Annotated in this window: 12 protein-coding genes; 3 read left to right on the top strand and 9 right to left on the bottom strand. The window is 63.2% G+C overall.

The window, feature by feature from the left end; genetic code table 11:
• Positions 1-80 precede the first annotated feature (80 nt).
• Positions 81-395 carry a transposase gene (locus ACQY4S_RS27850; protein ID WP_428488518.1) on the top strand — a complete coding sequence of 105 codons (315 nt, stop codon included), beginning with the start codon at positions 81-83 and terminating at the stop codon, positions 393-395.
• 742 nt (positions 396-1137) lie between these two features.
• Here the strand turns inward: ACQY4S_RS27850 and ACQY4S_RS27845 are convergent.
• From ACQY4S_RS27845 to ACQY4S_RS27805, 9 genes are all read right to left on the bottom strand, one after another.
• Entirely contained in the window at positions 1138-2556 is a 1419-nt protein-coding gene (locus tag ACQY4S_RS27845) for a hypothetical protein (protein ID WP_428488425.1), read from the bottom strand.
• An 801-nt stretch (positions 2557-3357) separates the two neighbouring features.
• On the bottom strand, positions 3358-5436 hold the full coding sequence (locus ACQY4S_RS27840) for a hypothetical protein (protein ID WP_428488424.1): 2079 nt from the start codon (positions 5434-5436) through the stop codon (positions 3358-3360).
• A gap of 48 nt (positions 5437-5484) precedes the next feature.
• Entirely contained in the window at positions 5485-5805 is a 321-nt protein-coding gene (locus ACQY4S_RS27835; protein ID WP_428488423.1) for a hypothetical protein, read from the bottom strand.
• A gap of 620 nt (positions 5806-6425) precedes the next feature.
• Complete coding sequence (locus ACQY4S_RS27830; protein WP_428488422.1) at positions 6426-10187, bottom strand: beta strand repeat-containing protein; 3762 nt, start codon at positions 10185-10187, stop codon at positions 6426-6428.
• A gap of 134 nt (positions 10188-10321) precedes the next feature.
• Positions 10322-10609, bottom strand: coding sequence for a hypothetical protein (locus ACQY4S_RS27825; RefSeq protein ID WP_428488421.1), 288 nt, complete (start codon positions 10607-10609; stop codon positions 10322-10324).
• A 445-nt stretch (positions 10610-11054) separates the two neighbouring features.
• Positions 11055-12236, bottom strand: coding sequence for a potassium/proton antiporter (locus tag ACQY4S_RS27820; protein ID WP_428488420.1), 1182 nt, complete (start codon positions 12234-12236; stop codon positions 11055-11057).
• A 181-nt stretch (positions 12237-12417) separates the two neighbouring features.
• Positions 12418-13074, bottom strand: coding sequence for a thiamine phosphate synthase (gene thiE, locus ACQY4S_RS27815; RefSeq protein ID WP_428488419.1), 657 nt, complete (start codon positions 13072-13074; stop codon positions 12418-12420).
• Positions 13075-13079: 5 nt separating this feature from the next.
• Positions 13080-13994: a class I fructose-bisphosphate aldolase gene (locus ACQY4S_RS27810; protein WP_428488418.1), complete on the bottom strand. Its 915-nt coding sequence runs from the start codon at positions 13992-13994 to the stop codon at positions 13080-13082.
• 79 nt (positions 13995-14073) lie between these two features.
• Entirely contained in the window at positions 14074-14484 is a 411-nt protein-coding gene (locus tag ACQY4S_RS27805; RefSeq protein WP_428488417.1) for a hypothetical protein, read from the bottom strand.
• Between ACQY4S_RS27805 and ACQY4S_RS27800 the strand changes: the two genes are divergently transcribed.
• Both ACQY4S_RS27800 and ACQY4S_RS27795 read left to right on the top strand, forming a co-directional pair.
• Complete coding sequence (locus ACQY4S_RS27800) at positions 14483-14803, top strand: hypothetical protein (protein WP_428488416.1); 321 nt, start codon at positions 14483-14485, stop codon at positions 14801-14803. The two genes, ACQY4S_RS27805 and ACQY4S_RS27800, sit on opposite strands and share 2 nt — an antisense overlap.
• 51 nt (positions 14804-14854) lie before the next feature.
• Positions 14855-15190, top strand: a complete 336-nt coding sequence (locus ACQY4S_RS27795; RefSeq protein ID WP_428488415.1) for a cell division protein ZapA — start codon at positions 14855-14857, stop codon at positions 15188-15190.
• Positions 15191-15193 lie beyond the last annotated feature (3 nt).

The raw sequence follows: 15193 nt of genomic DNA, 5'->3' as shown, positions 1-15193 counted from the left end.
CCGGCGCCGCACGGAGAACATCGTTCTCCCTGCGGTGCCGGAATGGGTCGGGGCGGCAATCTGGCGGATGAAGCAACGTCCTGCGTAATTTCCAACCGCCCCTATCGCCGCGTTTAACGCCCGCACCCCCGCCGCCGGCTCGTCCGGATGGGTCCACACGCACCGCACGACAGCCAGAAACGCACCTGAATTGGGATCTGATTGGGAGACTGTTTGGCGACAAAGGCTACGTTGGCGAAGAACTCGCACGGAGATTGTTTCGGCGCGGACTGGCCCTGATCACGCCGGCGCGCCGCAAGATGAAGCGGCTGCCGGTTTCGTTGGACGGCGCCGCGGCGGCGGCTTGCAAAGCCAGGTTTGCCTGGATGTTGTCCTCGATCGTCCGCTGCGGGTAGGCATTGGCCTCTACCGTCACTCGTTCGGTCCCGTAGACCGCCTCGTCCAGCAGCGGCTGGTCGACCTTGCTCAGCCACCGCATGTCGAGGTGGCCGTGTCGGTGACGAACGACGTCGCCTGCGTCTGCTGCGTAGTAAGCGGAAAGAGAAAGTTGCCCAGCTGAGCGCACCGGAGGTGAAACGGCTGTCCAGCACTCCGAACTACGGATTGCTCCCAATTTCTTCTACCTGAGTGCATTCAGAACTCGCTGCATTCTCATAAAGAATAAGTATAAGGATTCCCTCGTTAGAAAAATTCGTCATTATCCGGCTCGGCCCATAAGTTTTTCCCGTAAAAATGTATTCAATCCGACCGCATAAAAAATATCCACTTAGGCCGAGGTCCGCTCGTGGATTTGGCACATGAATTAATTTCTCGAACGTATAGGACTTGATCGTGGTGTCCCCGTTGTGCTTCAAGAACTCCGCCCGCGCGCAGCGTTCCGCCTCGTGTTGGGTCAACCGTCCGTCGGTTGAAAGCCGGTCGGAGTCAGCCGAAGCCCCCCCTTTGGAAGTGGTAGGATCGCATCTCGACGCAGGAGTCGGCGGCGGGTTGTTGATCTCAAACCGCCCTATGGAAGCGGTGCGATTGCAGCAAGACAAAAGGCATAGGCTTGTCGAAAGCACCAGAGCAGACAACCGCCCGCAGCCACAAAACGACATGTATCCCTTTATATCATCTGATGGCATTGAAACGCCTCCTCTAATGCACCTGCCACCCGGCAGACAGCGGCTTGATAATCCCGCCGCTTCCTGACGGTAAATTAAGAAGATCGTTGATGAGTGATGATGATGGCGGAACGAACAGATGCCAGTTGCCCGTCGCCGACAAATTCGGACCGGAGGCCTGGAGCTTAGTCTGTGATGAGTTGTAATCCAACGAAGGATCGTTCGCGGGGGCAATGACAAACGACCCATTGGGGTATACCCACCCGAAGGTTGATGGCGCAATCACTTCGGTGTTTAATATATTGGCAAGTTGTTGCGCGATATCCGGGCCTCCATTAAGTGTTGGAGCACCGGTAAAGCAGCCAAATAACTGTATAGGCTGCCCTGGCTGCCAACCCGCGCCCTGGATTAATGTGGCGAGTTGGTTGGCATCGAGTTGCGTTCCGTTCGGACCGATGATTGTCGTAGGGTTCCCATCTCCCGCGACGCCAAAGTAACCCGGATCGGCCGTTAAAAATTGAGCACCTGCGTGATAGAAATTCGGCAGCAGCAGATCATTGATCGGGACCGACATCGGCTCCACGCCGTCGCCATTGCTGAACCACAGGCCGGTGGGCGCCAGGAGTGTGGCGCTATCGACAGGCGCCGTGCCGGCGCCCGCACTGTTGGCTGCCGCGAGTTGCCCCGAGTTCAGCCCGCTGCCCGCTTGGTCATTATTCGCCCAACCGGGATCGCTGGTAGCTGCGTCAGCGGTATCCCAAGCGCCGTTGTCCAGGAAGGTAAGGGTGTCCTGATAGCTGGCATATGCCTGTGCCACCGCCGGCAGATACAGATTAAGGCTATCCACCAGCCCCTGTCCGAGATTGCCGCTGGCGAAGTCGCTCGCCACGGCGGTGGCGACCCCGGCCGTCCCCAACCCGACAGCGATCGCGTTCAGCGTCGTTTGCGTCTGGCCGCTCTCATACAGCCCGATCCCGGTCGCCCCGGCCGCCGCCGCCTCCAGTGCACCGGCGAGGATGCCGGCGGCATTGCCATTTTCGGCGGACGTCACCACGCCGTAGACCCCGCCGACACCTTGCGAGGCGGCCGCGATGATCTGCGCCGTTTGCGTGGCGCCAAACCCGTTGGCTCCCATGCCCACCGCCTGGGCCAGACTGAGTATCCCCTGAACGTCCTCGCCGTTGGAAAACGCCTGCCCCGCCTGCGCGGCATCGACCGCCGCCGCCAGGAACGGCAGCCCGGTCTCAGGAAACGCCACCGCCGCGACGTTGAGCACAATCGAGGCGGCGGCCTCCAGGTACCCGCCAATGCTCGGCGCGACATCATGGATGGTGCTGCCGTCGCCGTCGGCATACACCGTGATCTGCGTCGGGTTTCCGGTGGCGGCATTGTGGATCGTCACCGACATATCCTGCCGGCTTCCCGGCGCCTGCGCGGCGATTTGCAGCGCCATGCTGGCCTGGATGTTGTCCTCGATCGTCCGCTCCGGGTTGGCAGTGGCCTCCGCCGTCGCCCGTTCGCTCCAGTAGGCCGCCTCGTCCAGCAGCGGCTGATCGACCGTGTTCAGCCACTGCATGTCGAGGTTGTAGGTGTCGGTGACAAACGATGTCGCCTGCGTCTGCTGCGTGGTAAGCAGGAAGAGGAAGTTGGCTAGCCGAGCGGACCTGAGTCGAAACGGATGCCCAGCAGTCCGAACTATGGATTGCGATCGATTTCCTCCACCTGAGCGCAGAGAGAACTCGCGACGTGCGCCCCCGTTTCGGGATTGTCGTAAAGGATGAGGCCAAGGGTCCTGGAGTTTGTGAAACTCGCCATTATACGTAACGGCCCGTACGTTTTCCCTGCAAAAATATATTCAATCTGACCGCACAAGAAATATCCATTTGCAATCATATCCGGTCGTAGATTTGGAATGTAAATCAATTTTTCAAAGGTATAGGATTTGATCGTGCTGTTAGGGTTGTGCTTCAAGAACTCTGCTCGCGCGCAGCGTTCCCCCTCGTGTTGGGTCATCTGTCCATCGGGTGAAAGCCGGTTAGAGTCAGCCGAAGCTCCCTCTTCAGAAGTGGCAGGATCGCATCTCGACGGAGGGATCGGCGGCGGGTTGTTGATCTCGAACCGTCCTATGGCAGCGGTGCGATTGCAGCAAGACAAAAGCGATAGGCTTATCGAAAGCACCAGAGCAGACAACCGCCCGCAGCCACAAAACGACTTGTATCCCTTTATATCACATGATGGCATTGGAACGCCTCCTCTAATGCACCTGCCACCCGGCAGACGGCGGCTTGATAATCCCGCCGCTTCCTGACGGTAGCTTAAGAAGATCGTCTATCAATGATGATGATGATGGAACGAACAGATGCCAGTTGCCCTGCGCCGACAAATTCGGGCCCGAAGCCTGAAGGTCAGTCGATAACGAATTGTAATTAAATGAAGGATTGTTCGCGGGGGCAATGACAAACGACCCATTGGGGTATACCCATCCGAAGGTCGGTGGCGCAATCACTTCGGTGTTTAATATATTGGCCAGTTGTTGCGCGATATCCGGGCCCCCAAATGGGTTAGGCGCGCCGGTGAAGCAGGCAAACAACTGTATAGGCTGCCCCGGCTGCCAACCCGCGCCCTGGATTAATGCGGCGAGTTCATTGGCATTGAGTGGCGTTCCGTTCGGACCGATGACTGTCGTAGGGTTCCCATCTCCCGCGACGCCAAAGTAACCCGGATCGGCCGTTAAAAATTGAGCACCTGCGTGATAGAAATTCGGCAGCAGCAGATCATTGATCGGGACCGACATCGGCTCCACGCCGTCGCCATTGCTGAACCACAAGCCGGTGGGCGCCAGAAGTGTGGCGCTATCGACAGGCGCCGTGCCGGCGCCCGCACTGTTGGCTGCCGCGAGTTGCCCCGAGTTCAGCCCGCTGCCCGCTTGGTCATTATTCGCCCAACCGGGATCGCTGGTAGCTGCGTCAGCGGTATCCCAAGCGCCGTTGTCCAGGAAGGTAAGGGTGTCCTGATAGCTGGCATATGCCTGTGCCACCGCCGGCAGATACAGATTGAGGCTATCCACCAGCCCCTGTCCGAGATTGCCGCTGGCGAAGTCGCTCGCCACGGCGGTGGCGACCCCGGCCGTCCCCAACCCGGTGGCAATCGCGTTCAGCGTCGTTTGCGTCTGGCCGCCCTCATACAGCCCGATCCCGGTCGCCCCGGCCGCCGCCGCCTCCAGCGCACCGGCGAGGATGCCAGCCGCATTGCCATTTTCGGCGGACGTCACCACGCCGTAGACCCCGCCGACACCTTGCGAGGCGGCCGCGATGATCTGCGCCGTTTGCGTGGCGCCAAACCCGTTGGCTCCCATGCCCACCGCCTGGGCCAGACTGAGTATCCCCTGAACGTCCTCGCCGTTGGAAAACGCCTGCCCCGCCTGCGCGGCATCGACCGCCGCCGCCAGGAACGGCAGCCCAGTCTCGGGAAAGGCCACCGCCGCGACGTTAAGCACAATCGCGGCGGCGGCCTCCAGATAGCCGCCAAGGCTCGGCGCGACATCATGGATGGTGCTGCCGTCGCCGTCGGCATACACCGTGATCTGCGTCGGGTTGCCGGTGGCGGCATTGTGGATCGTCACCGACATATCCTGCCGGCTGCCCGGCGCCTCGGCGGCGATTTGCAGCGCCATGCTGGCCTGGGCGTTGTCCTCGATCGTCCGCTCCGGGTTGGCAGTGGCCTCCGCCGTCGCCCGTTCGCTCCAGTAGGCCGCCTCGTCCAGCAGCGGCTGATCGACCGAGTTCAGCCACTGCATGTCGAGATTATAGGTGTCGGTGACGAACGACGTCGCCTGCGTCTGCTGCACGGCGAGGGCATAGAGGAAGGTGGCCGTCCGCGCGGTGGAGGCGAACTGCACCTGCGTGCCATCCGCCAGTTGCAGGCCGAGGTTGGCGCCGTTCGCCAGCGTCTCCAGCACCGGCAGTTCGGCCAGCAGGTTGGTGCTGCTGGCGTCGGCAAGCTCGGTCTGCGCGCCGCTGTTCGGATCGACCGAGAACAGCTCGATCGGCGCGCCGTAGCTGGTGGACATCGCGTCGGCGAAGGCGTTGAACTCGGCCTGCGCCGGGGCACTGGCGGCCTGCGCCTGCACGTCATCGACGTTCAGCAGTTGCGACGTTGATTGCGGCTGCGCGGTCAGCAGCGCCTGTATCGCGCCGGAGCCACTCACCGCGGCGTAGGTGCTGGCCATGTCCGACTGCGCCTCGGCCGAATTGGCCACTTGCGCTTGCAGCGCGTTCAGCGATGTGCCGGTCGCCAGCAGCGCCTCGGCGGCGGTCAGCTCGGCCGGGGTCATGTCGCGGTCCAGCACCGCATTATAGATGGCGTCGATGTTGCTGACGGTCTAGCCCGTCAGGATTGGGGTGCTCTGGGTCGTGCCGTTGACGGTGGTCTCGCTGTCGCTTGATCCCTGGATTGTCAGGCTCCCGGCGGTGGTGTTGTTGGTATATATCTGCCCATTCGAGACATGCACGATGTCGTTGGACTCGGTGAAACCGACGGTGTTGCCCGAGGAGCTGCGATTGACGGTATCGGTGTTGCCCTCGACGGCGAAGCTTGTGCTGCCATTGCCGAGATAGATGTCTCCAGCACCGGCACTTCGGCCAGCAGGTTGCTGGCGGCCGTTTACCTCGCTGCGGCGGTGGTCTGACTCAATTGACGACACGCCCTAGCGGCGGACGGCTTGTATCGCATGCAGGATACAATGACATGTACCCACGGTAGTTTGTTAGGGCTCAACCGGCAAGCGCGTGTGCGGAGGGCCATGTAATGCCTTCTCGATTAAGCTTCGCGGCACTCGCACCTCATTCGATCGCCATACGTCGGCGTAGGTGCCGGACCCTGTCGTCAGGCAGATGTCACGACTATCATCCGTTATATCGTATTCCCACAACTCGGGCTTTGGTGGAACGAGTTTGAAAGTGATCGGAACGACAGCCAAATACCAGTGTTGGTCAGGCTCGTCTCGAGTGGACGGCCCAGAGTCTGCTTCGGCATTTGGATTAATTGCTTTATAAAGGAACGTGGGAATTTTCTTTCCTCCGCAAAAGCCCCAAACTAAATGTGCGCCCTGCGAGAAGGTCTCGGTCGTGCTAAGCTCGATGGTCAAGAAAAGGGGCGGGAGCAAACCTTTCGCAATCGTGGCCCCATAATAGGATGTCGCGGATAGGTCCGTAACGAACACCCGCTCAAGGCCAAGATCTCGTGGGCGTTCACGCATGCATGATGCGAGGAGCAGCGGAATAAGAACCCACGGGCGTCGGGTAGGTCTTCTCATCTCACGTCCTAATGCACCGGACCAAGGAGTTGGTTGTACATCGTCCCGTTCTCAATACCACCATGATCGGTGCTGACATTTGTCGTGCTTGTTGCGTAGCCCATGGTCGCACCGTTCCACGCGCCGCCTATACCGGCGATGGCATTAGGCAAGGTGAGTCCACCTCCAGCCGCGACGAAGTTCAGCCATTGTCCGGAGTTGGCTGCAACTTGGTGAAAATCGGGCTGGAGATAACTGACCGGATCGAGCGTCACGAGCGTTTGCACCTTGAGGCCGCTGGCGACAACCGATGCGGCGGTAGCGGCGCCATAGCTGTGTCCGATAAGCGTGATCTGGCCTCCATTGCCATCGACCTGATTCCCCCAGGCCGCTAAACCGGCGGCATTGTCCCAGGTAAAATACTGGACATCGACCCCAGGATGCGCAGCCGCGTATGAGAGATACTCGTTATATGTTGTCTGAGCATCCAACCCACTTAGAAGCGACTGCGTGTAGTCGAAGAACCCGCCGACAAACGCGAGATGCTGCGGGGTGCCGAGCATATCGGGGGTTGGGCTGATGTTATCCGGGCTGACTGTCCCCGGGGTGATAGTGGCCTGAGTCGCAACGTAGTCCTGGGCGATAATTGGCAGATACAGGTTCAGGCTATCCACCAGTCCCTGTCCGAGATTGCCGCTGGCAAAGTCGCTCGCGACAGTGGTGGCGAGCCCGGCCGTCGTTAGTACAGTCGATATCGATTGTAGCATCGCCTGCGTCTGGCCGCCATCATACAGTCCGATCCCGGTCGCGGCGGCGGCAGCATCCTCAAGCGCGCCGGCGAGGATGCCCGCCGCGTTGCCGTTTTCAGCCGACTGCACGATGCCATACACGCCGCCGACGTCTTGCGCGGCCGCGGTAATGATCTGCGCTGTCAGCGGCGGCGTGAGCGTACCAGCAGTGGTAAGCGTGCCCGCGGCCCCGGTGATCCCGGCGGCCACCGCCTGCGCCAGGCTGAGCACCGCTTGCAGGTCCTGGCCGTTGGAGAAATCCTGCCCCGCCTTGGCCGCATCGAGCGCCGCCGCCGCGAAATAAAGGTAAGCCTGGCCGCTTACCGCCGCGGCGACATTCAGCGCGATCGAAACAGCCGACTCCAGGTAGCCGCCAATGCTCGGCGCGACATCATGGATCGTGCTGCCGTCGCCGTCGGCATAGACCGTGATCTGCGTCGGGTGGCCGGTGGCGGCATTGTTGATCGTCACCGTCATGTCCTGCCGGCTTCCCGGCGCCTCGGCGGCGATTTGCAGCGCCATACTGGCCTGGGTGTTGTCCTCGATCGTCCGCTCCGGGTGGGCGGAGGCCTCCGCCGCAGCCCGTTCGCTCCAGTAGGCCGCCTCGTCCAGCAGTGGCTGATCGACCGTGTTCAGCCACTGCATGTCGAGGTTGTAGGTGTCGGTGACGAACTGCGTCCCCTGCGTCTGCTGCACGGCGAGGGCATAGAGGAAGGTGGCCGTCCGGGCGGTGGAGGCGAACTGCACCTGCGTGCCATCCGCCAGTTGCAGGCTGAGGTTGGCGCCGTTCGCCTGCGTCTCCAGCACCGGCAGCTCGGCCAGCAGGTTGATGCTGCTGGTGTCGGCCAACTCGGTCTGCGCGCCGCTGTTCGGATCAACCGAGAACAGCTCGATCGGCGCGCCGTAGCTGGTGGACATCGCGTCGGCGAAGGCGTTGAACTCGGCCTGCGCCGGGGCATTGGCACCCTGCGCCTGCACGTCATCGACGTTCAGCAGTTGCGACGTTGACTGCGGCTGCGCGTCCAGCAACGCCTGTATCGCGCCGGAGCCACTCACCGCGGCGTAGGTGCTGGCCATGTCCGACTGCGCCTCGGCCGAATTGGCCACTTGCGCTTGCAGCGCGTTCAGCGATGTGCCGGTCGCCAGCAGCGCCTCGGCGGCGGTCAGCTCGGCCGGGGTCATGTCGCGGTCCAGCACCGCATTATAGATGGCGTCGATGCCGTCTGCCCCGATCGATCCGCCGGACCCGTTGACCGTCGCGGTGACGGCGCCGGCCAGATCCACCTGGTCGCCCGTGTTGTCGTTGTTGACGACGTAGCCGCTGCCGCTCAGCAGGCCGAGGTCGTCGCCGGTTCCGCCCAGGTTGACGCTGTCGTTGCCGCCCGCCAGATTAAGGCTTGTGTTGGCGAGGGTGTTGATCGTGTCGCCGATGGCGGTGACCGCGTAGCCCGAGCCGCCGAGCAGGCCAAGGTGGTCGCCGGTTCCGCCCAGGCCAACGCTGTCGTTGCCGCCCGCCAGATTAAGGCTCGTGTTGGCGCTGGTGTTGATCGTGTCGCCTGTGGCGCCGACCACATAGCCCGAGCCGCCGAGCAGGCCAAGGTAGTCGCCGGTTCCGCCCAGGCCGACGCTGTCGTTGCCGCCCGCCAGATTGAGGCTCGTGTTGGCGCTGGTGTTGATCGTGTCGCCGATGGCGGTGACCGAGTAGCCGGTGCCGCCGAGCAGGCCAAGGTAGTCGCCGGTGCCACCCAGGCCGACGCTGTCGTTGCCACCCGCCAGATTAAGGCTCGTGTTGGCGCTGGTGTTGATCGTGTCGCCTGTGGCGGTGACCGAGTAGCCCGAGCCGCCGAGCAGGCCAAGGTAGTCGCCGGCGCTGCCCAGGTGAATGGTATCGGACCCGCCGGCGACGTTGAACGCGTTGTTGGCGGATTCGAAAATGGTGTCGCCGGTGCCTGTGACGCTTTCATTCCGGTCGTTGGCGGCCGTGCCGATTGTTTCGTTGCTGGTGGTCACGCTGTCGCCGCTGCCGCCCAGATAGACGCCACCCCCTGAACCGGTCACCGTGACCGCGGTGTTGGCGAGCATGGTGACAGTGTCGCCGGCATTGTCGTTGTAGACGATGTTGCCACTGCCGCCCAGCAGCCCCGCGTAATCGTTCGCGCCCGTCATGTCGACAGCATCGGACCCGCCGGAGACGTTGAACGCGTTGTTGGCGGATTCGAAAATGGTGTCGCCGGTGCCTGTGACGCTTTCGCCCTGATCGTTGGCGGTCGTGCCGATTGTTTCGTTGCTGGTGGTCACGCTGTCGCCGCTGCCTGACAGATAAACCCCGCCCCCTGAACCGGTCACCGTGGCCGCGATGTTGGCGGCCAGGCCAACCGTGTCGCCGGCGTTGTCGTTGTAGACGATGTCGCCACTGCCGCCCAGCAGCCCCGCGTAATCGTTCGCGCCTGTCATGTCGACAGCATCGGACCCGCCGGCGACGTTGAACGCGTTGTTGGCGGATTCGAAAATGGTGTCGCCGGTGCCCGTGACGCTTTCGGCCTGATCGTTGGCGGTCGTGCCGATGGTTTCGTTGCTGGTGGTCACGCTGTCGCCGCTGCCCGACAGATAAACCCCGCCCCCTGAACCGGTCACCGTGACCGCGGTGTTGGCGAGCATGGCGACCATGTCGCCGGCACCATCATTCAAGACCGTGAAGTTGGCGCCGGCGAGCAGGCCGACATAGTCGTCCGTCCCATTGAGTCCGATGCGATCGGAAGCCGAGCCCGAATTGTTGATGCTCAGGACATCGCCGGCCCCGGCCTCGCTCACGACTTCGGCTGTGCCGTAGACCGTGGCTTGCACATAATCGCCGAAAATCAGCGTGTCGCTGCCGCCGACCAGCGTAAGGCTGCTGCCGGACTCGCAGTAGAACACGTCGTTTGAGCCGGTCAGGGCGTACGACTGGCCCGGATTGAGCCAAATCGTGGTGTTGCTGGCGTTGATGCTGATGGTGCCGGACATGGTCGGATCCCGTGGGTTCTGATGCGGACTGCGCTGGGGCGAATGAGAGACGCAACTGATCCAGTCAGCACGTCTGGTGCTGCCGTCAGTTCCGTGGTCGAAGGCAAAAACCGATTTTGGATTTTTCTATTTCGTTACTTTGTATTAAGTAAATACGACTGCATTCTTCTGCTCATCGCTTTGCGAATCGTAGTATTATCGCTCATCATCGGCGACAATGCCATTGTCATGAAGCCGCGGGCGGACCGCGGCATGGACTTAAGGGTCATCTCGTCAAAACTGGCGGCATGAGCCACGTTGGACGGGTCGGCGGCCAAGCCATGGAACCGCATCAGGATCGCCAGGCGAGTCAGCCCGGAGTCCACCGGCCTGGGATCATTGCTGACATGGTCTATAACAACGTCGTTGAGTGGCGGGGACATGGGGCTCCGTGCAATGATAAAGTTAAGGCAAATTCGGAGCCTTTTTGGCAGCCTAACCTACGCTAGTATGTGTAATTAGTTGCGTATTATCTAAATAATCGTTGCACGTGCGGGCTGTCAAGAATTCGTTTGCATATCGTAGTATTTTACTCCGCATGAAGGCTCGGAAGCGAGGAAGCGGTTCCGGGGTCGTCTCGACCATGACAAAGAGGCCCCAGGCTGATCGGGGTTGGGTTCTTTCAGCGCACGTGCCAGCAAGTATAGTTGGCTGGATGAAGTACGGGATCTTTCAGGCGATCTCCAACACACGCAAACCGTTGCGGTGCGGCGAAGGAAGTGGAACCTGCGGTCCCTAATCACGCCGGTGCACCGCAATATCACGCGGCTGCCGGTTCCGGTCCAGGATAAAGTCCTGCGCAACGGGCGTCACCCGGCAACAGCTTCATCAAGCCGTCAACCGGAGCAGCCGGGCGGCCGGCGTAATGGTCCATCCCTGCACCGCGACAGAGATGATCACGACCACGAACACGATATTGAACAATGTCTGCCCCATCCCGAGGCCCGCCAGCAGCGGGATGATCGTGAGATAGATCGGCACCGCCCCGCGCAGACCCACCCAGGAGACGAACAGCACCTCTTGCGGACTCCACCGGAATGGCAGCAGGCAGGCCGCGACGGCAAGCGGGCGCGCAACAAAGATCAGCGCCACCGCAACGGTCAGGGCGGACAGGACAAGCGGCGGAAGCTCATGCGGCGTGACCAGCAGGCCGAGCATGAGGAACAGGGCGATCTGCGCAAGCCAGCCAAGCGCGCCGAAGAAGCGTGTGACCGGCTCCCTGGCGGCGTGCTCATGCGTGCCAACGATCACGCCGGCCAGGTAGACCGCCAGAAACCCGCTTGCACCAAGAACCTGCGTGCCGCCGAAAATCGCCAGGGCACCGCCGACGGCGACCACCGGAAAGACGGATCGCTCTGTCCGCAGCCGGCGGAACAGCCCGAGCAGCGCGTAGCCGCTGGCCAGCCCGATAGCCGCCCCGCCAACCATCTCCTTCAGGAACAGCAGCGCGACGCTGCTGGCGTGCAGGCCGCCGGGCGCCGTCAGCAATTCGACCAGGCCCACTGTCAGGAACACGCTCATTGGGTCGTTCAGCCCGGATTCCACTTCGAGCGCCGCGGTTACGCGCGACGGCACGGCCGCCCGCGACAGGTGAAGCAGGACGGACACGGCCGCCGCATCGGTCGGCGCCGTGGCCGCGCCGAGCAGGAGTGCTTCCTGCCAGTGGAAGCCGAACAGCCAGCGGGCGGCGACACCGACGATCGCGGCGCTGATCGCGACACCGGCCGTCGCCAAGGCAATCGACGGCCACAGCGCCTGGCGGATCATCGCGCGCTCGGTGCTGAGGCCGCCTTGGAACAGGATGGCTGTCAGCGCCAGGCTGCCGACCAGATACGCGGCGTGGAAGTCGTTGAACTGGATGCCGCCTGGCCCATCCTCGCCAGCCAGCATCCCGACCGCGATGAAGACCAGAAGCAGCGGCGTGCCGACGCGTGCGGAAAGCAGCCCGGCGAATATGGCGAGCAGGCAAAGCACGCCGGCGACCAGGATGATCTCGTGACTCGCGGCCATGGGCTGGGCTCCTTGTTTCGCCACGCGGTTCGTATCGGACTTGCCCGGAATGGTGAATCCGCGATCGGTGGAATGCCTTGCCCGCCATGCATGGCCTGCTGTCCGTATCTAGGCGCGGCTACCCGGACCGTAGCTTCAAGATCAGGGCGCGATGCGGTCTCTACCGGCCGCTGCCGGTCTGCTATTCCTCAGCCGCCCCGATCGCCGCGTTCAACGCCCGCACCCCCGCCGCCGGCCCGTCCGGATGGTTCCATACGCACCCCACAACAGCCAGGAAATCCGCCCCGGCCCGCACCAGCGGGGCACAGTTCTCCGCCGTGATGCCGCCAATCGCGCAGCTTGGCAGTTGCATCATCTCCGACCACCACACCAGGATCTCGGGGTCCAGCATTCCCGTCACCGCCTTGGTCGAGGACGGGTAGAACGCGCCGAACGCGACGTAGTCGGCGCCATCCTCGCCGGCCTGCATCGCCAGGTCGCGGCTGCCCTTGCAGGTTACGCCCAGGGTCCGGTCCGGACCCATCAGCCGCCTGGCGTCACGCGCCGGCATGTCGTCCTGCCCGACATGCGCCCCGTCACATCCCGTCGCACGAACCAGATCGGCCCGGTCGTTCAGCAGGAACGCCACGCCGCGGGACTGGCAGACCGGCCGCAACGCATCGATCGCCCGCCGCCACGCGTCGTCGTCCACATCCTTCAGCCGAAGCTGCACCGCCGCCACATCGCCGGCATCCAGTGCCGCCGCCAGCAGGTCGGCGAATGCAAGCGGGTCCAGCGCCGGCGGCGTGATCAGGTAGACGCGGCAGCCGGCCGGCCCGCCGCCGTCCACCGCCGACATGGGACTCAGGCCTTGCCCAGATAGATGTCGATGACCTTGTTCAGCATCTCCAGCGCCTGCTCCTTCGGCCGCTGGAAGGTGTTGCGGCCGATGATGCTGCCGTTGCCGCCGCCATCACGGATGCCACGGACAATCTCGTACAGCCCGTCCAGGTCCGAGTGCTCACCGCCGGAGAACACCACCACGCGCTTGCCGGCGAAGGACGCCTGCATGACGTGCTCGATCCGCTTGGCCATGGTGGAGCCGTCGAACTTGGCGTAGCTTTTCTTCGCCGCCTCCAGGCTGACCACCGCGGTCGGCGGCTTCACCTTGATGATGTTGGCGCCCAGCAGCGCCGCCATCTGCGCGGCATAGGCGCAGATGTCGATCGCCGTCTCCGCCGCCTTGTCCAGGTTCGGACCGCGCGGATAACTCCAGGTCACCACCGCGAGGCCGGCATCCTTCGCCTCCAGCGTCAGTTCGCGCAGTTCCTCCATCTGGGCGAAGGCGAACTCGCTGCCTGGGTAGATGGTGAAGCCGATCGCCGAACAGCCAAGCCGCAGCGCGTCCTTCACCCCGGCGGTGACGGCCTGGTCCTTGTTGGTGGCCAGGCTGTTGGAGCTGTTGCACTTCAGGATCAGCGGAATCTGGCCGGCGTAGGTGTCGGCGCCCTGCGCGATCATGCCCAGCGGCGCGGCATAGGCGTTCAGGCCCGCCTCGATCGCCAACTGGAAATGGTAGTGCGGGTCATACGCCGCCGGGTTTGGCGCGAAACTGCGCGCCGGCCCGTGCTCGAACCCCTGATCGACCGGCAGGATGACGACCTTGCCGGTGCCACCCAGCTTGCCGGTGCACAGGATGCGCGCCAGGTTGGCCTTCACCCCGGGACTGTCGCCCTCGTACCAGTCGAGGATCTTCTTTACCTTCTGAGTCACGCGCATCGGAACATATCCTTTCCTGGAAAAGCCCTGCCAGCCACGGTTCGGTACTAACCCAGCACCGCGCGTCTGTCACCCGCTGTCAAGCGCCGTGCGGGCGGCGATCATGCAACCATTCGTGCAGCCGCCGCCTGGCATTCCGCGCCGCCATGTCAAGCGCGTCGGGCGCTTGCGGCAGCACGAAACCAGCCTCGCGCTCCGCGACCAGCCTGACCGCTTGCCAGCCCGGCGCACCGGGCCACAGCACCAGCCGGCACACCCCGCTGCGCACCGCGCCCATGGCCAGTCCGGATGCGTCGGCACAATCCAGGACGTCGGTCACCGGGGTCCGCGGGAACTCGGCCTCGGCGGCGCGCACCAGTTCCCGCCACCATAGGCAGCCCGCGAACAGCGCCGCCCCAGGGGCGGACAGCAGCGTCACCGGCGCCTCGGCCGCGAGCACATCCCGGGCGTCCGTCAGGCCATGAATGATTACCGCTGGATGAACGATCATGCTTGACGTTACAAGGCCGTTGAACGCAACCAGATCAAGCGGCACCACCGCAACGGTATGGCAACAGGGGTTGCCAAGCGGATTGACAGAGGCGGCGATGGCGGATGATTTCGAAAATCCGGACACGGCGGCGGATCGGCTGGAGGCCGCGTTGGAGCGGATCGCCCGCCTGGCCACGATCCCGCCATCTAACCATGCGTCCGTCCCATCCGACGCCGACTTGTCGGTCGTGGAAATCGCCGAGCGCCTGGACTTGCTGATCGCTCGGCTGCGCGCGGCCCTGGATGATGGCGCCAACCAGAGTGAACCCCCAAGGTGAACCCCTAAGGTGAACCCCACGAGATTGAACCCGTGACAGAAGGATCCAGCGATGGCGCAGGTGACGCTTCGCATCAACGGTTACGCTTACATGATCGGCTGCCAGGACGGCGAGGAACAGCATCTGGAAGCCATGGCGGCCGAGGTCAACCGGCGCATCGACGGCGTGCGGACCGCCTCCGGGCCCAGCGGGGAAGCCCGCATGCTGGTGATGGCCGCGCTGCTGATGGCGGATGACATGTTCGAGCTGAGCGCCAGGCTCGAAGCCGCCGAAGCCGCCGCCGAGGCGCCTCCGGTCGAGCCGAGACCCGATCCAAGGCTCGGCCGCAAGCTCGGCCGCATCGCAAAACGCGCCGAGGAGATTGCCGATGGGCTCGAGCATCCCTAAGTT

The organism is Rhodopila sp., from assembly GCF_965276935.1.
Classification (GTDB): Bacteria; Pseudomonadota; Alphaproteobacteria; order Acetobacterales; family Acetobacteraceae; genus Rhodopila.
This window is presented reverse-complemented; position numbering and strand designations above follow the sequence as displayed.